Raw genomic sequence first — 22,839 nt, 5'->3', positions numbered from 1 at the left:
GGCCTTAGGAGCCGTTTGATGAACTCCAGTCGCCCTTATCTGATCCGCGCGCTGTATGAGTGGATCGTAGATAACGATTGCACACCGCACGTACTCGTCAACGCCGAGTATCCAGCGGTGCAAGTCCCGCAAGGCTTTGCCAATGACGGGCAGATCGTCCTGAACATTTCACCGAGCGCCGTGCGCCATCTGCACATGGACAACGACGCGGTGAGTTTTGAAGGCCGCTTCGGTGGCGTTCCCCACAGCCTGTACGTGCCGATTTCCGCCATCATGGGCATTTATGCCCGCGAGAACGGCCAGGGCATGGTCTTCGATCTGGAGCCTGCTGTGGACGAAGACGAAGATCTGGATGTCGAAGACGACATGCCGCCACCGGACGACGAGCCGCCACGCCCTACGGGCCGGCCGAGTCTGAAAGTGGTCAAGTAAGTTGCGTCCGCAGTAACGAAAAAGGCGATCCCGAGGGATCGCCTTTTTTTGTAAGTGCTGATTGGCGCTTGCCACACCGTCAGTCGATGTACTCAAACAGCTTCACGATCTTCTGTACGCCGCCGACGCCTTGCACCAGGTTGGTGGCGCGGGTGGCTTCTGCCTGGGTCAGCAGGCCCAGCAGGTAGACGATGCCGTTTTCAGTCACGACCTTAATGCGCGATCCAGGGATGGCGCTGTCGGTGAGCATTTCGGTTTTGATCTTGCTGGTCAGCCAGGCGTCATTGCTGCGCGCCAGCATCGAGGACGGGCCGGTCACCTGTAGCTCGTTGTTGACCTTCTTGACCTTCTGCACCTGGCTGGCGGTTTGCTCGGCCAGTTGCTTGAGGTCGGCGCGCGGTGTCTGGCCGGCCAGCAGGACGATGCCGTTGAAGCTGGTCACGACGATGTGCGAGGCGTTGTCCAGATCAGGGTTGGCCTTGGCGATGTTCACCGAGACCTTGGTCTCGATCAGCGAGTCGTCGATCTTGCTGCCGAAGGTGCGTGTACCGCGATCGTCATCGATCGGCGCTTCACGGCTGGCGTTGATCACCGAGCTGCATCCGCTGATGCCCAGGCAGAGCGTCAGGGCCAGCAGGCTAAGACGTTTGGATATCATTCTTCACTCCCGAACAGTTGGCTGTCGATCAAGTCGCAAAGGCAGTGGATCGCCAGCAGGTGGACTTCCTGAATACGTGCGGTGACTTTTGCCGGGACGCGGATTTCAACGTCCTCCGGCAACAGCAGCGACGCGACGTCGCCGCCATCGCGACCGGTCAAGGCTACGACAATCATTTCACGATCATGTGCGGCCTGGATGGCCTGAATAATGTTCGCCGAATTGCCGCTGGTGGAAATCGCCAGCAGCACATCGCCCGGCTGACCCAGCGCACGAATCTGTTTGGAGAAGATTTCGTTGTAGCTGTAGTCGTTGGCAATCGAGGTGATGGTGGAGGTGTCGGTGGTCAGCGCGATAGCGGGCAGGCTCGGTCGCTCGCGCTCGAAACGGTTGAGCAGCTCCGAGGAAAAGTGCTGAGCATCACCCGCCGAACCGCCGTTGCCGCAGGCGAGCATCTTGCCCTCGTTGAGCAGGGCGTTGACCATCACTTGGCTGGCTTGCTCGATGTGGGGTGCAACAACATCCATCGCCTGTTGCTTGGTGTCGATGCTGGCCTGAAAAAGCTGGCGAATTCGGGATTGCATGTCCATCTATGAAAACCTTAATAGGGGCGGCTGGTCGGGGCGGCATCCGATAAGTCATCGGCGTCCCGGCACAAAACTGTGCAGCCCGCAAAGCAAAGAGCAAAAAGAGCCAGTGTGGTTCGTTGGGTGGTAAGGGATAAAGCGCAATACCAGAAGCTTCCCGGCTAAAGCCGGTCCTACAAAGCTAAAGCCGGTCCTACGAAAGGGAAGGCGGCCGATCTTACGCTGCAATCCGACGGAATCATCGCGTTTTCAGCAATCGAAAGCGTTCGTCAGCCAGTTAAGCGGAGGCGACGTGCCGGGGTCGCCATTGATCGCGACAACGTCAAAGCGACACGGCGAATCGGCCCAGCGCACCTCGCTTTGCAGAAAGGATTGAGCCGCCAGCTTGAGCTTTTCCTGCTTGCGAAAATCGACGCTTTCCAGTGCGCCACCCCAACCGGCGTGGCGACGATACCGAACTTCGACGAATACTACTGTATCGCCGTCGAGCATGACCAGATCAAGCTCGCCGCGTTTGCATGACCAGTTGCGGGTAATCAGCTGCAATCCATGCTGTTGCAGGTGACGCAAGGCGTAGGCTTCGGCCTCGCGCCCTGCTGTTTGACGGGTGGTGCCTGAGGTCAAGGCGCGGTGTCCGGCAGGCGCTGGACCTTGCCGTCTACGAATTCTGCCCACGGCAGCTGGCGCTCGATGCGTTGGCCCTGACCGATCGCCAGGCTGCCGGACAGGCCATCGATGCGGCTGTCAGGAAGGGTTTTCAGCTGAGTCAGTCGTGGCGCCAAACGATACGCGTCGATGCCCATGGCGTAGAGACGGCCAAGGCTGCCGGAGGCTTGTGGCCATTGAGCGGTCACTTGCTGGCGCAGCGGGTCGTTAGCGTTCAGCAACCACGGGGTTTCGCAGAAGCGCACGCCGTTCAGGTCGTTGTACATCGCCGGGTCGCCGCTGTTGGTGAACAGGTGCGAAGTGGCGTAGACCGGAACATCACCAGCGTACTGGAAGACCATGGTCGGCTTGATCTGCTGCGCCTGTTGAGGCGTCGCGGCGAGGAACATGAAGTCTACGTCCTGGCGACGGGAGGGCTGGGCAGCCATCTGCGTGCCAGTGGCGCTTTGGACGCGCTGGGCACGGCCTTCGCTGCTGCGCAGCTGGAACAGATCGGCAACCTGTTGAGCGAGTGCGACCGGCTGATCAATGCGTTCAGCACCCAACAGGGTGCCGCCCTTGGCTTGCCAGCTTTGACGGAAGGCCTCCAGCACGCGATCACCCCATTCGCCCTTTGGCACCATGGCCACCGCACTGCGCTTGCCATCGGCCCAGGCGCGGCGCGCCACTTCACGAGCTTCGTCTTCAGCCGCCAGACCGAACTGGTACAGCTCGGCAGGGCCCTGGGTACCGGAATCGCTGTAGTTCAGCGCCAGCGTGGTGATCGGCAACTGAGGGCGAGCGCTCAGCTGTTTAACCAATGGCTTCTCCAGCGGACCGACCACCAGTTGCACGCCGGCCGCTTTGGCTTGTGCGTAGAAGGCGTCCATCGACGTCACGCGCGAACTGTCGAACACTTCGATCGCAGGTGGCTTCTCGCCGGCCTGTTGAGCTTGATAGTTCGCGGCCATGAAGCCGTCACGCAGCGCGCGGGATACCGAAGCGAGCGGACCGTCTTGCGGCAGCAGCAACGCAATTTTGGTCAAAGGCTGGCTCTTCAGGTCACGCAATTGCGCGAGGGCAGTCGGCAACTGACGTGCCGCCGGGTGCTGAGGGTTCTGCGCTTTCCAGTTGTCGATGGCCGCCTGTTGCTGCTCCAGCGTGCCGGCACCTTTGACCGCGCGGGCCAGGCTCAGCCAGCCGCCCATGTCATCGTTGGCCGAGCTTTGCAGCTGCTCGGGTGGCAGCGCGGCAACCAGCGTCCAGATGGCGTCGTTGTTCGCGTTCAGTGCGTCGCCTTGCAGCAGCGGGCCCATGAACACGCGCTCACTCGCGGCGGCGAGGGTCTGACCATCTGCCTCAAAAGCCCGGGCGCGAACGGTGTGAGCACGGGTTTGCAGGTCAACCGGCATTTCGCCCAGATGCTGCATGCTCGGGTGGTTGAGGGCGGTCAGCGCGGCTTTCGGCTGGCTGCGACCCAGTGCCAGTTCGGCAGACAGAGTGTTGGCGTAGATTTGTTTGTCGGTTTTGAGCTGGTCCATCTGCACCTGCTCAAGGATGCTCGCGGCGCGGCTCGGGTTGTTCTGGCGCGCTGCCAGATCGGCCGCCGTCAGTTTCAGCAACGCTGCCTGATCCGGCGACTTCGCCGCAGCGGCTTGTTCGAGCAGTTGTTCGATGCTGGCATCGGGGGTGCGTGGCAATTCGCCAAGGCTGGAGGAGGGCGAACCGGCACAGGCAGCCAGAAGGGCAGCCAGGCAGAGGGCAGAGAACAGCCGCAGGCAAGCGATCATGTGTATGTTCCTGATACTCGAGCAAATTAGCGTGGAAGTGTACCCAAGCACTGGCCGGGGCGCGACGTTGAAGGCGTTAAAGCGGCGATATGGGTCGTCTCCGGGCGTGTCAGCCAAGCTGAAACGTCTTTCGCGGGGTCGCTGCCCTGATGCTGGCACTCGAACTGCGTTTTCAGGTCTCACGGGGTGCGGCGTCCTGTTTTGTGCGCCGCAGCCTGTACAATGCAGGCTTTTACACAACATGAGGTGTGCGCTTTGACTGCTCCGGGTGTTTCGAATTCCACTACAGGCGCGCTTTATGTGGTGGCCACGCCGATCGGCAACCTGGATGACATGAGCGCCCGTGCCTTAAAGGTGCTGCGCGATGTTTCGCTGATTGCCGCAGAAGATACCCGGCACTCGTTACGGCTGATGCAGCACTTTGGCATTCCGACGCCGTTGGCGGCCTGTCATGAGCACAACGAGCGCGAGGAGGGCAGCCGCTTTATTACGCGTCTGCTGGCGGGCGATAACGTCGCGCTGATTTCCGATGCCGGCACGCCGCTTATTTCCGACCCTGGCTACCATCTGGTGCGTCAGGCCCGGGCAGCCGGTATTCAAGTGATCCCGGTCCCGGGCGCCTGTGCCTTGATCGCGGCGTTGTCTGCGGCAGGGTTGCCGTCAGACCGCTTTATCTTCGAAGGCTTCTTGCCCGCCAAGTCAGTGGGTCGCAAAGCGCGGCTGGAACTCGTCAAAGAAGAACCGCGCACGCTGATCTTCTATGAAGCGCCCCATCGCATTCTCGAATGCCTTCAGGACATGGAGGAAATCTTCGGTCCGGACCGTCCCGCCTTGCTCGGGCGAGAGTTGACGAAAACGTTCGAAACCCTCAAAGGACTGCCGCTGTCCGAACTGCGTGCCTTCGTTGAGGGCGACAGTAATCAGCAACGGGGCGAGTGCGTTGTGCTGGTGGCAGGTTGGAGCGAACCCGAAGGCGAGGATGTGATTGGCGCCGAAGCGCGGCGGGTGCTGGATCTGCTACTGGCGGAAATGCCGCTCAAGCGTGCAGCTGCGCTGGCAGCAGAGATCACCGGCGTACGCAAAAACCTGCTTTATCAGGTGGCGCTGGATAAACAGAAAAGCGTGTGACGGGATGTCGCGGGCAGCGCTGCAAATGGCGCGAGAGCCGATTAAAGCTTGTTCTTGAGCCGTCCTCCCATTAACCTTGGCGGCGGAGAGTCGATTGGACAGTCGCTGCCTTTCATTGTTCTGCAATGAAGGGGGGAGGAAAGTCCGGGCTCCATAGGGCGGAGTGCCAGGTAACGCCTGGGGGGCGCGAGCCTACGGAAAGTGCCACAGAAAATAACCGCCTAAGCACTTCGGTGCCGGTAAGGGTGAAAAGGTGCGGTAAGAGCGCACCGCACGGCTGGCAACAGTTCGTGGCTAGGTAAACCCCACTCGGAGCAAGACCAAATAGGGTTCCAAGGCGTGGCCCGCGCTGGAACCGGGTAGGTTGCTAAAGATGTCCAGTGATGGCCATCGTAGAGGAATGACTGTCCTCGACAGAACCCGGCTTACAGATCGACTCTCCACCTCCTTTTCTCCCCCTCGTTTGTACGATTTATCCCCTCCGGTAATACCAAAAAAATCTTAAACCTCACAAATCACTTTAACTTCGAACGCCATCCGTTTGTTCGTCCTAGGAAATATCCGTAGGACCGATCCGAAATCCGCCACATCTCCTTCGTAAGTGCTCCTAAATATCCGTCCTATAAGGGTTTTCCTCGTGAAGTCGCCTTGACGGTGTGGTGGGCGCATTCCTATAGTGTGCGCGAGTGGCGGAAAGTGGCGTGAAGTGGGTTTTTTAGGCTCGAAAAGATAATATTTGGAGATCGCGCCGTGTTCCGTGGTGCAAACGCAATCAATCTCGACGCAAAGGGCCGTCTCGCTATGCCGAGCCGGTACCGTGACGAGTTGGATTCGCGTAGCGCAGGGCAACTGATCGTCACCATTGATACCGTCGACCCGTGCTTGTGCATCTATCCGCTTCCCGAGTGGGAGCTGATCGAGGCCAAGCTGCGTGAGCTCGCCACCTTCCGTGAAGAAAACCGTCGTCTGCAGCGGCTGTTGATCGGGAACGCGGTGGATCTGGAGCTGGACGGCAGCGGGCGTTTCCTGGTGCCGCCACGTTTGCGTGAATACGCCAAGCTCGATAAGCGAGTGATGCTGGTAGGCCAGCTAAACAAGTTTCAACTGTGGGATGAGGACGCCTGGAACGCACTTGCTGATGCGGACCTTGCGGCCATTCAAAAACCGGGCGCTATGCCTGATGAACTGCGTGATTTGATTCTGTGACTACGAATAGCGGCTTTACCCACATCACCGTACTGCTCGAAGAAGCCGTCGAGGCTCTCGCGGTGCGCGCCGATGGCTGCTATCTGGATGGCACCTTTGGGCGCGGCGGACATAGCCGCCTCATATTGCAGAACCTGGGGCCGGAGGGTCGGCTTCTCGGATTCGATAAAGATCCCCAGGCGATTGCCACCGGGCAAACGCTGGCGGCCGAAGACGGCCGCTTTGTCATTGTGCAGCGCAGCTTTGCCGAGCTGGGCGCCGAAGCTCAAGCACGCGGGTTGGCGGGCAAGGTCAGCGGCATCCTTCTGGATCTCGGTGTGTCGTCGCCACAACTGGACGACCCTGAGCGCGGCTTCAGCTTCATGAACGATGGCCCCCTCGACATGCGCATGGACCCGTCCCGCGGCGTCAGCGCAGCCGAGTTCGTCAATACGGCGCCCGCCGAAGAAATCGCCCGCGTTTTCAAAGAATACGGCGAAGAACGTTTTTCCCGCCGCATGGCAGGTGCCGTCGTGGCCCGTCGCGAGACGCAACCGTTCGAGCGCACTGGCGATCTGGCCGAAGTGCTGAAAGTCGCCAACCCGGCGTGGGAAAAGGGCAAGAACCCTGCGACCCGCGCGTTCCAGGGCCTGCGCATCCACGTCAACAACGAACTGGGCGATCTGGAAGCAGGGCTTGATGCTGCGCTGGAAGCTCTGGAAGTGGGCGGCCGTCTGGTGGTGATCAGCTTCCACTCCCTGGAAGACCGCATCGTCAAATTGTTCATGCGCAAGCTGGTCAAGGGCGAAGCCGACAACCTGCCGCGCAACCTGCCGATCCGTCATCAGGCGTTCGAGCCACGTATCAAGCTGGTCGGCAAGGCGCAGTTCGCGTCCGACGATGAAACCCGCGCCAATCCGCGTTCGCGCAGCGCCGTCATGCGCGTCGCGGAGAAACTCCGATGAGCCGCGGTTTCTTCAAGCCCCTGCCGGGCGGCAGCTTCTTCATGCTGATGCTGTTTATCGCTGTGCTGGTGTCGGCCATCGGTGTGGCGTACAGCGCGCACTGGAACCGTCAGCTGCTCAACTCCCTGTACGGTGAACTCAGCGTGCGCGACAAGGCGCAGGCCGAGTGGGGTCGTCTGATTCTTGAGCAAAGCACCTGGACTGCCCACAGCCGTATCGAGGCCCTGGCCACCGATCAGCTGAAAATGCGCATTCCGAACGCCGCCGATATCCGGATGGTGTCGCCATGATGAAACTCGAAGGGGCGCTCTACCCGTGGCGGTTCCGTGTCGTGGTCGGCCTGCTGTCGGTCATGGTCATCGCGATCTGCTACCGCATCGTCGACCTGCAAGTCATCGACCACCGCTTCCTTATCGAACAGGGTGATGCGCGCAGCCTGCGTACCGTTTCGATTCCTGCCCACCGTGGTTTGATCACTGACCGCAACGGTGAGCCCCTTGCTGTCAGTACGCCGGTCACCACCATCTGGGCCAACCCGTCCGAAATGCAGGCCGACAAGACCAAGTGGGTCCAGCTTGCGCAGGCACTGGGGCAGGACCCCAAGGCGCTGACGGATCGCCTCAATGAGCAGGCGAGCAAAGAATTCATCTATCTGGTCCGTGGCCTGACCCCGGAGCAGGGTCAGTCGGTACTCGATCTGAAAGTCCCGGGCGTTTACGGCAAGGAAGAATTCCGCCGTTTCTACCCGGCGGGCGATGTCACCGCGCACATGGTCGGCTTTACCGACCTCGATGATCACGGCCGTGAAGGCGTAGAGCTGGCCTATGAAGACTGGCTGGCGGGTGTCCCCGGCAAGCGGCAGGTCATCAAGGACCGGCGCGGCAGGATGATCAAAGACCTGCAAGTGAAGAAAAACGCCAAGGCCGGCAAGACCTTGGCTTTGTCTATTGATCTGCGCCTGCAATACCTGGCAACCCGCGAGCTGCGTAACGCCATTCAGGAAAACGACGCCAAGGCCGGCAGCCTGGTGATCATGGACGTGAAAACCGGCGAAGTACTGGCGATGGTCAATCAGCCGACCTACAACCCGAACAACCGTCGCACCATGGTGCCGGCCGCGATGCGTAACCGCGCGATCATCGACGTGTTCGAGCCCGGTTCGACCATGAAGCCGATCTCCATGACCGCTGCGCTGGAAAGTGGCCGCTGGAAACCGAGCGACAAGGTCGAGGTGTATCCGGGTACGTTGCAGATCGGTAAATACACGATCCGTGACGTGACCAAAACCGAAGGCCCGATCCTCGACCTGACCGGCATCCTGATCAACTCCAGTAACGTCGGCATGAGCAAGGTGGCGTTCGACGTGGGTGGCGAAGCGATTTTCCATGCCATGCAGCGCGTGGGCCTGGGCCAATACACCGGCCTCGGCTTCCCGGGCGAGCGCGTCGGCAACTTGCCGAACTACCGCGAGTGGCGCAAGGCTGAAACCGCAACGCTTTCGTACGGTTATGGCCTGTCGGTGACGGCGCTGCAGTTGGTGCACGCCTACGCGGCACTGGCCAACAACGGCAAGATTGTGCCGCTGACCATTCTCAAAACTGATAATCCAGCCGAGTCGGTTCAGGCCATTCCGGAAGCGACGGCCAAGACCGTGCAGGGCATGTTGCAGCAAGTGATCGAAGACCCGCGCGGCGTTTACCGTGCGCGCGTTCCGTCGTATCACGTGGCAGGCAAGTCCGGTACCGCGCGGAAGACGTCCGTGGGCACCAAGGGTTACGCCGAAAACTCCTACCGTTCGCTGTTCGCCGGCTTCGGCCCGATGAGCAACCCGCGTTACGCGGTCGTTGTGGTCATCGATGAGCCGAGCAAGGGCGGTTACTTCGGCGGTCTGGTTTCCGCGCCCGTATTCAGCAAGGTGATGTCGGGCACGTTGCGCTTGATGAACGTGCGTCCGGACAACCTCGCGCCGGTTCCGCCCGAGCAACAAGCCAACGCTGTGCCCGCCGTCGCTCCAGTCAAGGGAGGGCGTGGCTGATGTCTTTGAATTTGAGCAAGCTGTTTGCCCAGTGCAATCGCGACCTGCTGATTCGCGAACTGACCCTGGACAGCCGCAAGGTGCGTCCGGGCGATCTGTTTCTGGCGATTCCGGGCCTCAAGGTCGATGGCCGTGAGCACATCACCGACGCCATTGCACACGGCGCGGCGGCCATCGCTTATGAAGCCGAAGGCGCCAAAGTGCTGCCGATCACCGACATCCCGATGATGCCGGTCAAGGGTCTGGCGGCACAGTTGTCCGACCTCGCCGGGCGCTTTTATGGCGACCCGAGCCGCAACCTGAACCTGATCGGCGTGACCGGCACCAACGGCAAAACCAGCGTGACTCAACTGGTGGCGCAGGCGCTGGACACGCTAGGGCAGCACTGCGGCATCATCGGCACGCTGGGCACCGGCTTCTATAGCGAGCTGAAAAGCGGCATTCACACCACGCCGGATCCGATCTCCGTGCAATCGACCCTCTATGACCTGAAAAGGGCCGGGGCCAAAGCGGTTGCCATGGAAGTCTCGTCCCATGGGCTGGATCAGGGCCGGGTGACCGCGCTGGCGTTCGACGTGGCGGTGATGACCAATCTGTCCCGTGACCATCTCGATTACCACGGCACCATGGAAGCCTACGCGGCCGCCAAGGCCAAGCTGTTCGCCTGGAATGACCTGCGTTGCCGTGTGGTCAATCTCGACGACGCCTTTGGGCGCGAGCTTGCGGCTGCGCCCCATGCGTCGCGTCTGATCACTTACAGCCAGGAAGACAGCAGCGCTTATCTGTTCTGCCGCGATGCGCATTTCGATGACGACGGCGTACGCGCGACCTTGCTGACGCCCCAGGGCAGTCATGTCTTGCGCAGCAGCTTGCTGGGCCGTTTCAACCTGAGCAATGTGCTGGCCGCAGTCGGCGCGTTGATGGGTCTCGATTATCCGCTGGACGACATCTTGAAGGTGCTGCCAACGCTGGAAGGCCCTGCCGGCCGGATGCAGCGTCTGGGCGGTGGCTCGCGTCCACTGGTGGTGGTCGATTACGCCCACACCCCTGATGCGCTGGAAAAAGTGCTTGGCGCTTTGCGCCCCCACGCAAAAGGTCAACTGACCTGCCTGTTCGGCTGCGGCGGCGATCGCGATCGTGGCAAGCGTCCGCTGATGGCCGAGGTGGTCGAGCGTCTGGCCGACAAAGTGCTGGTCACCGACGACAACCCGCGCAGCGAAGACCCTGCTCGTATTTTCGATGACATCCGTGCTGGGTTCGTCTCGGCGAACGCAGTCGATTTCGTTGCCGGGCGCGGTCAGGCCATCGCGCAGATCATCGCCCAGGCGTCCGCTGCCGATGTGATCGTGCTGGCCGGCAAGGGCCACGAGGATTACCAGGAAATCAACGGACAGCGTCAGCCGTTTTCCGATCTCGAAGAAGCCACCAAAGCGCTCGACGCCTGGGAGGCCGCACATGCTTAAGCCGCTCTCGTTCAGCGAATTGCTTGTGCCGCTCGACGCGCGTCGTGTGGGCCATGATTGCAGTTTCTCCGGTGTCAGCATCGACAGCCGCGGGATCACGCCCGGCCAGTTGTTCGTGGCGCTGACCGGCCCGCGGTTTGACGGTCACGACTACCTTGATCAAGTCGCCGCCAAAGGCGCAGTCGGCGCATTGGTTGAGCGCGAGATCCCGGGCAGTTCGTTGCCGCAGTTGATCGTCACCGACACCCGCAAAGCCCTGGCGCAACTGGGCGCGCTGAACCGCAATGCGTTTATGGACAAGCCGGTCGCTGCGATCACCGGTTCCAGCGGCAAGACCACTGTGAAAGAAATGCTCGCGAGCATTCTGCGCACGCGCGGTCCCGTGCTGGCGACGCGCGGCAACCTGAACAATGAACTGGGCGTCCCGTTGACGCTGCTTGAGCTGGCGCCGGAATTCGATGCCGCTGTGATTGAACTGGGCGCGTCCCGTGTGGGCGAGATCGCTTTCACCGTCAGCCTGACCAAGCCCCACGTCTGTGTCCTGACCAACGCCGGGACTGCCCACGTGGGCGAGTTCGGCGGTCCGGAAAAGATCGTCGAAGCCAAGGGCGAGATCATCGAAGGCCTGGACGCTCGCGGTATCGCGGTATTGAACCTCGACGACAAGGCATTCGATATCTGGGTGGCCCGCGCCGGTGCACGCAAAGTCTTGAGCTTCGCGCTCAGCAACAGCCGCGCCGACTTCCACGCCACCGACCTGGGCATCGACGCGCGCGGTTGCCCGGCGTTCACGCTGAACACCCCGGCCGGCTCCGCGCCGGTGCAATTGAATCTGTTGGGCACGCACAACGTTGCCAACGCATTGGCCGCCGCTGCTGCTGCCCATGCGCTGGGCGTGTCGCTCGCGGGCATCGTGGCTGGGCTCAACGACGTGCAGCCGGTCAAGGGTCGCACTGTGGCGCAACTGGCGCCGAACGGCATGCGCGTCATTGATGACACCTACAACGCCAACCCCACGTCCGTGGCGGCCGCGACCGACATTCTCACCGGGTTCCCGGGTCGCAAGGTGCTGGTGCTGGGCGATATCGGCGAGCTGGGCGCCTGGGCGGAGCAGGGCCATCGCGACGTCGGCGCATACGCAGCCGGCAAGGTCGACGCGCTGTATGCCGTCGGTCCGTTGATGGCCCATGCGGTCAGGGCTTTCGGGCAGGATGCCCGCCATTTTGAAACTCAGGCCGAGCTGATCGAAGCGCTCGGCGCCGAGCACGATAAAAACACCACCATTTTGATTAAAGGTTCACGCAGCGCTGCGATGGAAAACGTCGTGGCGGCCTTATGCGGAACACGCCTGGAGAAACATTAATGCTGCTGCTGCTGGCCGAGTATCTGCAACAGTTCTACAAAGGCTTTGCGGTCTTTCAGTACCTGACCCTGCGCGGGATCCTTGGCGTGCTCACTGCATTGTCACTTTCCCTGTGCCTGGGCCCGTGGATGATCCGCGCCCTGCAGAGCAAGCAGATCGGTCAATCCGTGCGCAACGACGGACCCCAATCGCACCTCTCCAAGTCCGGCACGCCGACCATGGGTGGCGCGCTGATTCTGTCTGCAATCGGCATCGCGACTTTGTTGTGGGCCGACCTGAGCAACCGCTACGTGTGGGTCGTGCTGATCGTCACTTTGCTGTTTGGCGCCATCGGCTGGGTCGACGACTACCGCAAGGTGATCGAAAAGAACTCGCGCGGTCTTCCGAGCCGCTGGAAATACTTCTGGCAGTCGGTGTTCGGCCTGGGCGCGGCGATCTTCCTTTATATGACGGCGCAATCGCCTGTTGAAACCACGCTGCTGATTCCGATGCTCAAAGACTTCAGCATCCCGCTGGGCATCGGCTTCGTCGTGCTGACCTACTTCGTGATCGTCGGCTCCAGCAACGCCGTGAACCTGACCGATGGCCTGGACGGCCTGGCGATCATGCCAACCGTGATGGTCGGCGGCGCGCTGGGGATCTTCTGCTACCTGTCGGGTAACGTGAAGTTCGCGGAATACCTGCTGATCCCTTATGTGCCGGGCGCGGGCGAGCTGATTGTGTTCTGTGGCGCGCTGATCGGTGCGGGCCTGGGCTTCCTCTGGTTCAACACCTATCCGGCTCAAGTGTTCATGGGCGACGTCGGTGCACTGGCATTGGGCGCGGCACTGGGCACCATCGCGGTGATCGTCCGTCAGGAAATCGTCCTGTTCATCATGGGCGGCGTCTTCGTAATGGAGACCCTGTCAGTCGTCATTCAGGTCGCATCGTTTAAATTGACCGGCCGCCGCGTTTTCCGCATGGCGCCCATCCATCACCACTTTGAACTCAAGGGCTGGCCCGAGCCGCGCGTGATCGTCCGTTTCTGGATCATCACCGTGATTCTGGTGTTGGTCGGCCTTGCCACGTTGAAACTGAGGTAGAACGAGTGTCACTGATCGCTTCTGACCACTTCCGCATCGTTGTCGGCCTCGGCAAGAGCGGCATGTCCCTGGTTCGCTTCCTGGCGAACCGGGGTGTGTCGTTTGCTGTCGCCGATACGCGGGAGCATCCGCCAGAACTCGCGACCTTGCGCCGTGACTACCCGCAGGTCGACGTGCGCTGTGGTGAGCTGGACGTTGAATTCCTGTGCCGCGCCGACGAGCTGTATGTCAGCCCTGGCCTGGCGTTGGCGACCCCGGCGCTGCAGCAAGCGGCCATGCGCGGCGTGAAGTTGTCCGGCGATATCGAGCTGTTTGCCCGCAACGCCAAGGCGCCTATCGTGGCCATCAGCGGATCGAACGCGAAAAGCACGGTCACCACGCTGGTGGGCGAGATGGCTGCGGCAGCGGGCAAGCGTGTCGCGGTCGGCGGCAATCTCGGCACGCCGGCGCTGGACCTGCTCAGCGACGACGTCGAGCTGTATGTGATGGAACTGTCGAGCTTCCAGTTGGAAACCACCGATCAACTCGGCGCCGAAGTGGCGACCGTGCTGAACATTAGCGAAGACCACATGGATCGCTACGCCGGGCTGCCGGCTTATCACTTGGCCAAGCACCGGATTTTCCGTGGCGCGCGGCAGGTGGTGGTCAATCGTCAGGACGCGCTGACCCGCCCGTTGATCGGCGAAGGCGTGCCGTGCTGGACCTTTGGTTTGAACCAGCCCGACAGAAACGGTTTCGGCTTGCGCGAAGAGAACGGCGAGAAGTATCTGGCCTTCCAGTTCGACAACCTGATGCCGGTCCGCGAGCTGAAAATCCGTGGCGGCCACAATCAGGCCAACGCCCTGGCCGCACTGGCGCTGGGTCATGCGGTGGGTCTGCCGTTTGACGCCATGCTTGCCAGCCTCAAGACATTTGCCGGTCTGGTTCATCGCTGCCAGTGGCTGCGTGAGCTCAACGGCGTGAATTACTACGACGACTCCAAAGCGACCAACGTCGGTGCTGCACTGGCAGCGATCGAAGGCTTGGGCGCCGACATCGACGGCAAGCTGGTGCTGATTGCCGGCGGCGACGGCAAGGGCGCGGATTTCACTCCGTTGAAAGCCCCGGTTGCCGCCCATTGCCGCGCCGTTGTCCTGCTGGGCCGCGATGCGGATTTGCTCGCCGCGACCTTCGGCGAATCGGTGCCTCTGGTACGCGTCACTACATTGGAAGAAGCCGTGCAACGTGCTGCTGATATCGCGCAGGAAGGGGACGCCGTATTGCTGTCGCCTGCTTGCGCAAGCCTGGACATGTTCAAGAATTTCGAAGAGCGCGGACAACTGTTCGCCCGGGCCGTGGGGGACTTGTCATGATTTTTGGCGTGATCAAGCCGTACCCGTCGCCGATCATCAGCGGCCGTGGCGTTGACGTCGATTTCCCGATGCTCGCCGGTTGCCTCGCGTTGCTGGGCCTGGGCCTGGTGATGATCACTTCCGCGTCGTCGGAAGTGGCCGCCGTTCAGTCGGGCAACGCGCTGTACATGATGACCCGTCACCTGATCTATCTGGTGCTCGGCCTCGTCGCTTGCGTCGCGACCATGATGGTCCCCGTCGCCACTTGGCAGCGTCTCGGCTGGCTGATGCTGATCGGTGCATTCGGCCTGCTGATCGCGGTGATCGTGCCCGGCATCGGGCGTGAGGTGAACGGTTCGATGCGTTGGATCGGCTTCGGCATGTTCAACGTGCAGCCGTCGGAAATCGCCAAGGTATTCGTGGTGATTTTCCTGGCCGGTTACCTGATTCGTCGCCAGCAGGAAGTGCGTGAGAGCTGGATGGGCTTCTTCAAGCCGTTCATCGTCTTGCTGCCGATGGCTGGCCTGCTGCTGATGGAGCCGGACTTTGGCGCCACGGTCGTGATGATGGGCGCGGCGGCAGCGATGCTGTTCCTCGGCGGCGTTGGCCTGTTCCGTTTCAGTTTGATGGTGGCCCTGGCGGTTGCCGCAGTGTTCGTTCTGGTTCAGGCCCAGCCGTACCGGATGGCGCGTCTGATTACCTTCACCGACCCGTGGTCCGATCAATTCGGTTCCGGCTACCAGCTGACCCAGGCGTTGATCGCCTTCGGTCGCGGCGAATGGTTCGGCGTCGGCCTTGGCAACAGTGTTCAGAAGCAGTTCTACCTGCCGGAAGCCCACACCGACTTCGTGTTCTCGGTACTGGCCGAAGAGCTGGGCGTCGTGGGTTCACTGGCTACGGTCGGGCTGTTCGTGTTCGTCAGTATCCGCGCCATGTACATCGGCATGTGGGCCGAGCGCGCCAAGCAGTTCTTCGCCGCGTACACCGCCTACGGCCTGGCCTTCCTGTGGATTGGTCAGTTCCTGATCAACATCGGCGTGAACGTCGGTTTGCTGCCGACCAAGGGTCTGACCCTGCCATTCCTCAGCTACGGCGGCAGTTCGTTGATCATCTGCTGCGCGAGTCTGGGGCTGTTGCTGCGCATCGAATGGGAATCGCGCAACAACATGGGCAGTGAAGAAGCCGAGTTCCAGGAGAGCGACTTTGCCGAGGAGCCGACCCATGGCCGCCGGTAACGTGTTGATCATGGCAGGCGGCACCGGCGGACACGTTTTCCCGGCGCTGGCGTGCGCCCGTGAGTTCCAGGCCCGCGGTTACACCGTGCATTGGCTGGGAACGCCGCGCGGCATCGAGAACGAGCTGGTGCCCGCAGCAGGCTTGAAGCTGCACCTGATCAACGTCACGGGTTTGCGTGGCAAGGGTCGGCTGTCGCTGCTGAAGGCGCCGTTCATGTTGATCAAAGCGTTGTTGCAGGCGCGCAAGGTGGTGGGTGAGTTGAAGCCGGTCTGCGTCGTCGGCTTCGGTGGCTACGTGACAGGCCCAGGCGGTCTGGCGGCGAAGCTGGCTGGCGTGCCGCTGATCATTCATGAGCAGAACGCGGTGGCGGGCACGGCCAATCGCAGCCTGGCGTCCTTCGCCGCGCGGGTCTGTGAAGCGTTCCCGCAGACCTTCGCCGCATCGGCCAAGCGCCGTACCACCGGTAACCCGGTGCGCGCCGAGCTGTTTTTCGAGACGCCGCGCCAGACGCTGATCGGTCGCCGGCCTCGTTTGCTGGTGCTGGGCGGAAGCCTGGGCGCCGAGCCGCTGAACAAATTGCTGCCGGAAGCTCTGGCGCAAGTGCCTGCCGACATCCGCCCTGAAGTGTTTCATCAGGCCGGCAAGCATCACGATGAAGTGACCGCCGAGCGTTACCGCGCCGCCGGTGTCGAGGCGCAGGTCGCCCCGTTCATCAAAGACATGGCCCAAGCCTATGGCTGGGCGGATCTGGTGGTCTGTCGCGCAGGTGCGTTGACCGTCAGTGAACTGGCTGCTGCCGGACTGCCGTCATTGCTGGTGCCTTTGCCCCACGCGATCGACGATCACCAGTCGCGCAATGCCGAATATCTGGCTCGCGAGGGCGCTGCCTTCGTCATGCCGCAAGCGACAACTGGCGCCGCCGAGATGGCCGCTCGCCTGAAAGAGGTTTTGATGCAACCCGAACAATTGAACCGCATGGCCGTCACGGCTCGCCAACTGGCCAAGCCTGACGCCACCAACACCGTCGTCGATATCTGCCTGGAGGTGGCCCATGGTTGAGAATCAACGCGCCATGCCCCAGCCGGAAATGCGCCGCATCCGTCGTATCCACTTCGTGGGCATCGGCGGCGTGGGGATGTGCGGTATCGCTGAAGTGTTGCTGAACCTGGGTTACGACGTGTCGGGTTCGGACCTCAAGACCTCGGCAGTGACCGAGCGTCTGGAATCCTTCGGTGCGCAGATTTTCATCGGCCACCGGGCAGAAAACGCTGCACCCGCTGATGTGCTGGTCGTCTCCAGCGCTGTGAACACGTCCAACCCGGAAGTGGCGACCGCCCTTGAGCGTCGTATTCCAGTCGTGCCACGGGCTGAAATGCTGGCCGAGTTGATGCGCTATCGCCACGGCATCGCTGTCGCCGGTACACACGGCAAAACCACGACCACCAGCCTGATCGCTTCGGTATTCGCAGCCGGGGGCCTTGATCCGACGTTCGTCATTGGCGGTCGCCTGAATGCCGCCGGCACCAACGCACAGTTGGGTACGAGCCGTTACCTGATCGCCGAAGCCGACGAGAGCGACGCGAGTTTCCTGCACCTTCAGCCCATGGTGGCTGTGGTCACGAATATCGACGCCGATCACATGGCGACCTACGAAGGTGACTTCAACAAGTTAAAGAAAACCTTCGTTGAGTTCCTGCACAACCTGCCGTTCTACGGGCTGGCAGTGGTGTGCATCGATGATCCGGTGGTGCGCGACATTCTGCCGTCGGTCAAGCGTCCGACCATGACTTATGGTTTCAACGAAGCGGCCGACGTACGCGCGATTAACGTGCGTCAGGAAGGCATGCAAACGTACTTCACCGTGCTGCGTCGCGACCGTGAGCCCCTTGATGTGTCGGTGAACATGCCGGGCAATCACAACGTGCTCAATTCGCTGGCGACCATTGCTATCGCCACCGACGAAGGCATTACCGATGAGGCCATCGTGCAGGGGCTTTCGGGCTTCCAGGGCGTGGGTCGACGTTTTCAGGTCTACGGTGAGCTGCCGGTCGAAGGCGGCAGTGTGATGCTGGTCGACGATTACGGCCACCACCCGACCGAAGTTGCTGCCGTCATCAAAGCTGTGCGCGGCGGCTGGCCCGATCGCCGTCTGGTCATGGTTTACCAACCGCACCGGTACAGCCGCACCCGCGATCTGTACGACGATTTCGTGCAGGTCCTCAACGACGCCAACGTGCTGCTGCTGATGGAAGTCTATCCCGCCGGCGAAGAACCGATCCCGGGCGCCGACAGCCGTCAGATGGCCCACAGTATTCGCCAGCGCGGTCAGCTTGATCCGATCTACATCGAGCGTGGTGTCGAACTGGCTCCGCTGGTCAAACCGCTGCTGCGCGCCGGCGACATTCTGCTGTGCCAGGGCGCTGGCGACATCGCCGGGCTCGCACCGCAATTGCTGAAAAGCCCGCTGTTTACCGGCGCCATCGTGGCCTCAACCGAAGGTAAGCTGAAATGACAGCCGCCCTGCAGTCTGCCCTGTTCTCGACGCTGGAGCCGAAACGCTTCGGCCGCGTCGCCGTGCTGTTCGGCGGCAAGAGCGAGGAGCGGGAGGTTTCCCTGAAATCCGGCAATGCGGTGCTTGAAGCCCTGCAAAGCGCAGGCGTCGACGCGTTCGGTATCGACGTGGGCGAGGATTTCCTGCAACGGCTGGTCAGCGAAAAGATCGACCGCGCGTTCATCGTGCTGCACGGTCGCGGTGGCGAAGACGGCACCATGCAGGGTCTGCTGGAGTGCCTGGAAATCCCCTACACCGGCAGCGGCGTACTCGCGTCCGCGCTGGCGATGGACAAGCTGCGCACCAAGCAGGTCTGGCAGAGTCTCGGGTTGCCGACGCCCCGCCATGCCGTGCTGAGCAGCGAGGCAGATTGTATTTCTGCAGCAACGGAACTGGGCTTTCCTTTGATCGTCAAACCCGCCCATGAAGGTTCCAGTATCGGTATGGCCAAGGTGACCGGCGTCGACGAATTGATCGCCGCCTGGAACGCCGCCCGTACCTACGATTCGCAAGTGTTGGTCGAGCAATGGATTGAAGGTCCGGAGTTCACCATCGCTTCTCTGCGTGGGCAGGTATTGCCTCCCATCGGTCTGGGTACTCCCCACAGTTTTTACGATTACGACGCCAAATACCTGGCTTCCGATACCCAGTACCGGATGCCTTGCGGCCTCGATGCAGCCAAAGAAGATGAACTCAAGGCACTCACGGCGCGGGCGTGTGAAGCGGTCGGCATTGCCGGCTGGGCGCGCACCGACGTCATGCAGGACGCCGATGGCAAATTCTGGCTGCTGGAAGTGAACACCGTTCCCGGCATGACCGACCACAGCCTTGTGCCCATGGCTGCGCGCGCGGCCGGGCTCGATTTCCAACAGTTGGTGTTAGCGATTCTGGCCGACAGCGTCCAGGTGCGAGGGTAAATCATGCACGGCGCAACGGTTCGTCATCAGCAATCCGCTACCGGCCGCAACAAGCCGGTGCCGCGGGGTGCCAGCCGCATGGTGGCCAAGGAGCCCATGTCGTCGCGCATGTCGCGACCGAACTTCGGTTTCCTGCGCAGCCTGATGTGGCCGGTGCTCTTGGTGGTATTCGGTTTTGGTACGTACGAAGCCGCCCAGCGTCTGCTGCCTTACGCCGACCGGCCGATCTCGCGAATCAACGTGCAGGGCGACTTGAGCTACATCAGTCAGCAAGCCGTGCAGCAGCGGATCGCGCCGTTCGTGGCGACCAGCTTCTTCAACATCGATTTGGCCGGCATGCGCACCGAGCTTGAGCAAATGCCGTGGATCGCCCACGCCGAGGTCCGCCGCGTCTGGCCGGATCAGGTGGTGATCCGTCTGGAAGAACAATTACCGGTTGCGCGCTGGGGCGATCAATCCCTGCTGAACAACCAGGGCCAGGCATTCACCCCGCGTGAACTGGCCAATTACGAACACCTTCCGCAGTTGTTCGGGCCACAGCGGGCTCAACAGCAGGTGATGCAGCAGTACCAGGTACTGAGCCAGATGTTGCGCCCGCTGGGGTTCTCCATCGCTCGCCTGGAACTGCGTGAGCGAGGCAGCTGGTTTCTGACCACCGGCGCAGGCAGTGCAGGCCCAGGCCTGGAGCTGCTGCTGGGACGAGGCAATCTGCTTGAGAAGATGCGCCGCTTTATCGCCATCTACGACAAGACACTGAAAGACCAGATCACGAACATTGCGCGAGTCGACCTTCGTTACAACAACGGCCTGGCCGTTGGTTGGCGCGAACAGGCAGCAGCGCCAACGACGGACAAACCCGCCGTCGCGAAGAATTGATAAGAGGCAGGACCCATGGCAAACGTGCAAAGCGGCAAAATGATCGTCGGATTGGATATCGGCACCTCCAAAGTGGTGGCGCTGGTAGGCGAAGTCGCGGCTGATGGCACGCTGGAAATCGTCGGTATTGGCACTCACCCGTCCCGCGGCCTGAAGAAGGGCGTGGTGGTGAATATCGAGTCCACCGTGCAATCGATCCAGCGCGCAGTAGAAGAAGCGCAGCTGATGGCCGGTTGCCGGATTCACTCGGCGTTCGTCGGCGTTGCGGGCAATCACATCCGCAGCCTGAACTCCCATGGCATCGTGGCAATTCGCGACCGCGAAGTCAGCTCGGCCGACCTTGAACGCGTGCTCGACGCTGCCCAGGCCGTGGCGATCCCGGCTGACCAGCGCGTGCTGCACACGCTGCCGCAGGACTACGTCATCGATAACCAGGAAGGCGTTCGCGAGCCACTGGGCATGTCGGGCGTGCGTCTTGAAGCCAAGGTTCACGTGGTGACCTGCGCGGTGAATGCTGCGCAGAACATCGAAAAATGCGTGCGCCGCTGTGGCCTTGAAGTCGACGACATCATCCTCGAGCAACTGGCCTCGGCCTACTCGGTGCTGACCGACGACGAGAAAGAGCTGGGCGTGTGCCTGGTGGACATCGGCGGCGGCACCACCGATATCGCGATCTTCACCGAAGGCGCGATCCGTCACACCGCCGTTATCCCGATTGCCGGCGACCAGGTCACCAACGACATCGCCATGGCGCTGCGTACACCGACCCAGTACGCCGAAGAGATCAAGATCCGTTACGCCTGCGCCCTGGCCAAACTGGCCGGCGCCGGTGAAACCATCAAAGTGCCAAGCGTCGGCGACCGTCCGCCCCGTGAACTGTCCCGTCAGGCCCTCGCCGAAGTGGTCGAGCCACGCTATGACGAGCTGTTCACCCTGATTCAGGCCGAACTGCGTCGCAGCGGCTACGAAGACTTGATCCCGGCCGGCATCGTGCTGACCGGTGGTACCTCGAAAATGGAAGGCGCGGTCGAACTGGCCGAAGAGATCTTCCACATGCCGGTCCGCCTTGGCGTGCCGCACAGTGTCAAAGGGCTCGCGGACGTTGTCCGCAACCCGATTTACTCCACCGGCGTCGGCCTGTTGCTGTACGGACTGCAAAAGCAGTCTGACGGCATCTCGCTGTCCGGCCTTTCCGGCTCCGGTAGCAGTTATAGCGATGAACCGAAGGCCCCAGTGTTAGAGCGTCTGAAACGCTGGGTTCAGGGGAATTTCTAAGATTCAAAAAGTGGTAGGCAGGCAACAGGCGACATAAAACTAGAGAACTGAAGGAGAGGGAACATGTTCGAGCTCGTAGACAACATCCCACAAAGCCCGGTAATTAAAGTTATCGGCGTTGGTGGTGGCGGCGGCAACGCAGTCAATCACATGGTCAAAAGCAACATCGAAGGCGTCGAGTTCATCTGCGCCAACACCGATGCTCAGGCCCTGAAAAACATTGGCGCACGTACCATTCTGCAATTGGGTACCGGCGTGACCAAAGGCTTGGGCGCAGGTGCGAATCCTGAAGTCGGCCGTCAGGCTGCACTGGAAGACCGCGAGCGCATCGCTGAAGTGCTGCAAGGCACCAACATGGTCTTCATCACCACTGGCATGGGCGGCGGTACCGGTACCGGTGCTGCGCCGATCATTGCTGAAGTGGCCAAGGAAATGGGCATTCTTACTGTTGCGGTCGTCACTCGTCCGTTCCCGTTCGAAGGCCGCAAGCGCATGCAGATCGCCGATGAAGGCATCCGCGCGCTGTCCGAAAGCGTCGACTCGTTGATCACTATTCCCAACGAGAAGCTGCTGACCATCCTCGGTAAAGACGCCAGCCTGCTGTCGGCTTTCGCCAAGGCTGACGATGTACTGGCCGGTGCCGTTCGCGGTATCTCCGACATCATCAAGCGTCCGGGCATGATCAACGTCGACTTCGCCGACGTCCGCACCGTGATGTCCGAAATGGGCATGGCGATGATGGGCACTGGCTGCGCCAGCGGTCCGAACCGTGCGCGTGAAGCCACCGAAGCGGCGATTCGCAACCCGTTGCTGGAAGACGTGAACCTGCAAGGCGCTCGCGGCATTCTGGTCAACATCACCGCCGGTCCTGACCTGTCTCTGGGTGAGTACTCCGACGTGGGTAGCATCATTGAAGCGTTCGCCTCCGAGCACGCCATGGTCAAGGTCGGTACCGTTATCGATCCGGACATGCGCGACGAGCTGCACGTGACTGTGGTTGCCACTGGCCTGGGTGCAAAAATCGAGAAGCCTGTGAAGGTCATCGACAACACCATGCAGACCGCTCAAGCCGCACCTGCGCAGCAACACGCCGCACGCCAGGAGCTGCCTTCGGTCAACTACCGCGATCTGGACCGTCCAACCGTGATGCGCAATCAGGCACACGCGGGCGCAACAGCCGCCGCGAAGATGAACCCGCAAGACGATCTGGATTATCTGGATATTCCAGCGTTCCTGCGTCGTCAGGCTGATTAATGGGTTCTATCAGGGGTATAAGGGTGATTGGTGTTCAGCAAAGGCGGGGTCTGCTATCATCGCCAG

The 22,839-nt window shown here is 61.4% G+C and carries 21 protein-coding genes and 1 other RNA gene; 18 read left to right on the top strand and 4 right to left on the bottom strand.

All coding sequences use genetic code 11. The features are described from left to right. Positions 1-18: 18 nt before the first annotated feature. A complete protein-coding gene (locus QWI18_RS06590; protein ID WP_296312595.1) occupies positions 19-432 on the top strand; it encodes a ClpXP protease specificity-enhancing factor in 414 nt (137 codons plus the stop codon). 79 nt (positions 433-511) lie between these two features. Here QWI18_RS06590 and QWI18_RS06585 read toward each other — a convergent pair whose 3' ends face one another. The 4 genes from QWI18_RS06585 to QWI18_RS06570 all read right to left on the bottom strand — a co-directional run bounded on the left by QWI18_RS06585 (position 512) and on the right by QWI18_RS06570 (position 4,112). Next, on the bottom strand, positions 512-1,090 hold the full coding sequence (locus QWI18_RS06585) for a BON domain-containing protein (protein ID WP_065992133.1): 579 nt from the start codon (positions 1,088-1,090) through the stop codon (positions 512-514). Further along, on the bottom strand, positions 1,087-1,680 hold the full coding sequence (locus QWI18_RS06580; RefSeq protein ID WP_065992135.1) for a phosphoheptose isomerase: 594 nt from the start codon (positions 1,678-1,680) through the stop codon (positions 1,087-1,089). The genes QWI18_RS06585 and QWI18_RS06580 overlap by 4 nt, the downstream gene beginning before the upstream one ends. 246 nt (positions 1,681-1,926) lie before the next feature. Continuing rightward, positions 1,927-2,301 carry a YraN family protein gene (locus QWI18_RS06575; RefSeq protein WP_192132741.1) on the bottom strand — a complete coding sequence of 125 codons (375 nt, stop codon included), beginning with the start codon at positions 2,299-2,301 and terminating at the stop codon, positions 1,927-1,929. Continuing rightward, a complete protein-coding gene (locus QWI18_RS06570; protein ID WP_065992139.1) occupies positions 2,298-4,112 on the bottom strand; it encodes a penicillin-binding protein activator in 1,815 nt (604 codons plus the stop codon). Before QWI18_RS06570 ends, QWI18_RS06575 begins: the two co-directional genes overlap by 4 nt. A 255-nt stretch (positions 4,113-4,367) precedes the next feature. Between QWI18_RS06570 and rsmI the strand changes: the two genes are divergently transcribed. The 17 genes from rsmI to ftsZ all read left to right on the top strand — a co-directional run bounded on the left by rsmI (position 4,368) and on the right by ftsZ (position 22,773). Further along, a complete protein-coding gene (rsmI, locus tag QWI18_RS06565) occupies positions 4,368-5,240 on the top strand; it encodes a 16S rRNA (cytidine(1402)-2'-O)-methyltransferase (protein ID WP_369318466.1) in 873 nt (290 codons plus the stop codon). 86 nt (positions 5,241-5,326) lie between these two features. Beyond that, positions 5,327-5,684, top strand: an RNA gene (gene rnpB / locus QWI18_RS06560) — RNase P RNA component class A. Positions 5,685-5,990: 306 nt separating this feature from the next. Beyond that, complete coding sequence (gene mraZ / locus QWI18_RS06555; RefSeq protein ID WP_037017349.1) at positions 5,991-6,446, top strand: division/cell wall cluster transcriptional repressor MraZ; 456 nt, start codon at positions 5,991-5,993, stop codon at positions 6,444-6,446. Beyond that, on the top strand, positions 6,443-7,390 hold the full coding sequence (gene rsmH / locus QWI18_RS06550; protein ID WP_296311778.1) for a 16S rRNA (cytosine(1402)-N(4))-methyltransferase RsmH: 948 nt from the start codon (positions 6,443-6,445) through the stop codon (positions 7,388-7,390). Before mraZ ends, rsmH begins: the two co-directional genes overlap by 4 nt. Continuing rightward, entirely contained in the window at positions 7,387-7,680 is a 294-nt protein-coding gene (gene ftsL, locus QWI18_RS06545) for a cell division protein FtsL (RefSeq protein WP_037014701.1), read from the top strand. Before rsmH ends, ftsL begins: the two co-directional genes overlap by 4 nt. Then, positions 7,677-9,425 carry a penicillin-binding protein 2 gene (locus tag QWI18_RS06540; RefSeq protein WP_065992143.1) on the top strand — a complete coding sequence of 583 codons (1,749 nt, stop codon included), beginning with the start codon at positions 7,677-7,679 and terminating at the stop codon, positions 9,423-9,425. Before ftsL ends, QWI18_RS06540 begins: the two co-directional genes overlap by 4 nt. Next, complete coding sequence (locus QWI18_RS06535) at positions 9,425-10,888, top strand: UDP-N-acetylmuramoyl-L-alanyl-D-glutamate--2,6-diaminopimelate ligase (protein ID WP_369318465.1); 1,464 nt, start codon at positions 9,425-9,427, stop codon at positions 10,886-10,888. The genes QWI18_RS06540 and QWI18_RS06535 overlap by 1 nt, the downstream gene beginning before the upstream one ends. Beyond that, positions 10,881-12,251: a UDP-N-acetylmuramoyl-tripeptide--D-alanyl-D-alanine ligase gene (murF, locus tag QWI18_RS06530; RefSeq protein WP_065992146.1), complete on the top strand. Its 1,371-nt coding sequence runs from the start codon at positions 10,881-10,883 to the stop codon at positions 12,249-12,251. Before QWI18_RS06535 ends, murF begins: the two co-directional genes overlap by 8 nt. Continuing rightward, entirely contained in the window at positions 12,251-13,333 is a 1,083-nt protein-coding gene (gene mraY / locus QWI18_RS06525) for a phospho-N-acetylmuramoyl-pentapeptide-transferase (protein WP_037014691.1), read from the top strand. Before murF ends, mraY begins: the two co-directional genes overlap by 1 nt. A gap of 5 nt (positions 13,334-13,338) precedes the next feature. Further along, positions 13,339-14,685, top strand: a complete 1,347-nt coding sequence (murD, locus tag QWI18_RS06520; RefSeq protein WP_192132753.1) for a UDP-N-acetylmuramoyl-L-alanine--D-glutamate ligase — start codon at positions 13,339-13,341, stop codon at positions 14,683-14,685. Next, positions 14,685-15,899, top strand: coding sequence for a putative lipid II flippase FtsW (gene ftsW / locus QWI18_RS06515; protein ID WP_192132846.1), 1,215 nt, complete (start codon positions 14,685-14,687; stop codon positions 15,897-15,899). The genes murD and ftsW overlap by 1 nt, the downstream gene beginning before the upstream one ends. Further along, positions 15,886-16,959, top strand: coding sequence for an undecaprenyldiphospho-muramoylpentapeptide beta-N-acetylglucosaminyltransferase (gene murG / locus QWI18_RS06510; RefSeq protein WP_065992149.1), 1,074 nt, complete (start codon positions 15,886-15,888; stop codon positions 16,957-16,959). Before ftsW ends, murG begins: the two co-directional genes overlap by 14 nt. Further along, positions 16,952-18,412, top strand: coding sequence for a UDP-N-acetylmuramate--L-alanine ligase (gene murC, locus QWI18_RS06505; RefSeq protein WP_065992150.1), 1,461 nt, complete (start codon positions 16,952-16,954; stop codon positions 18,410-18,412). The genes murG and murC overlap by 8 nt, the downstream gene beginning before the upstream one ends. Continuing rightward, complete coding sequence (locus QWI18_RS06500; protein WP_192132755.1) at positions 18,409-19,368, top strand: D-alanine--D-alanine ligase; 960 nt, start codon at positions 18,409-18,411, stop codon at positions 19,366-19,368. Before murC ends, QWI18_RS06500 begins: the two co-directional genes overlap by 4 nt. Before the next feature lie 3 nt (positions 19,369-19,371). Then, entirely contained in the window at positions 19,372-20,244 is an 873-nt protein-coding gene (locus QWI18_RS06495; RefSeq protein WP_192132757.1) for a cell division protein FtsQ/DivIB, read from the top strand. 15 nt (positions 20,245-20,259) lie between these two features. Further along, positions 20,260-21,519 (top strand): cell division protein FtsA, encoded by a 1,260-nt coding sequence (ftsA, locus tag QWI18_RS06490; RefSeq protein ID WP_037014678.1) that lies wholly within the window; start codon positions 20,260-20,262, stop codon positions 21,517-21,519. A gap of 63 nt (positions 21,520-21,582) precedes the next feature. Beyond that, positions 21,583-22,773: a cell division protein FtsZ gene (gene ftsZ / locus QWI18_RS06485; protein WP_074884474.1), complete on the top strand. Its 1,191-nt coding sequence runs from the start codon at positions 21,583-21,585 to the stop codon at positions 22,771-22,773. The last annotated feature ends 66 nt before the right edge of the window (positions 22,774-22,839 follow it).

Source organism: Pseudomonas sp. W2Oct36, assembly GCF_041060465.1.
Taxonomy (GTDB): Bacteria; Pseudomonadota; Gammaproteobacteria; order Pseudomonadales; family Pseudomonadaceae; genus Aquipseudomonas; species Aquipseudomonas graminis_B.
This window is presented reverse-complemented; position numbering and strand designations above follow the sequence as displayed.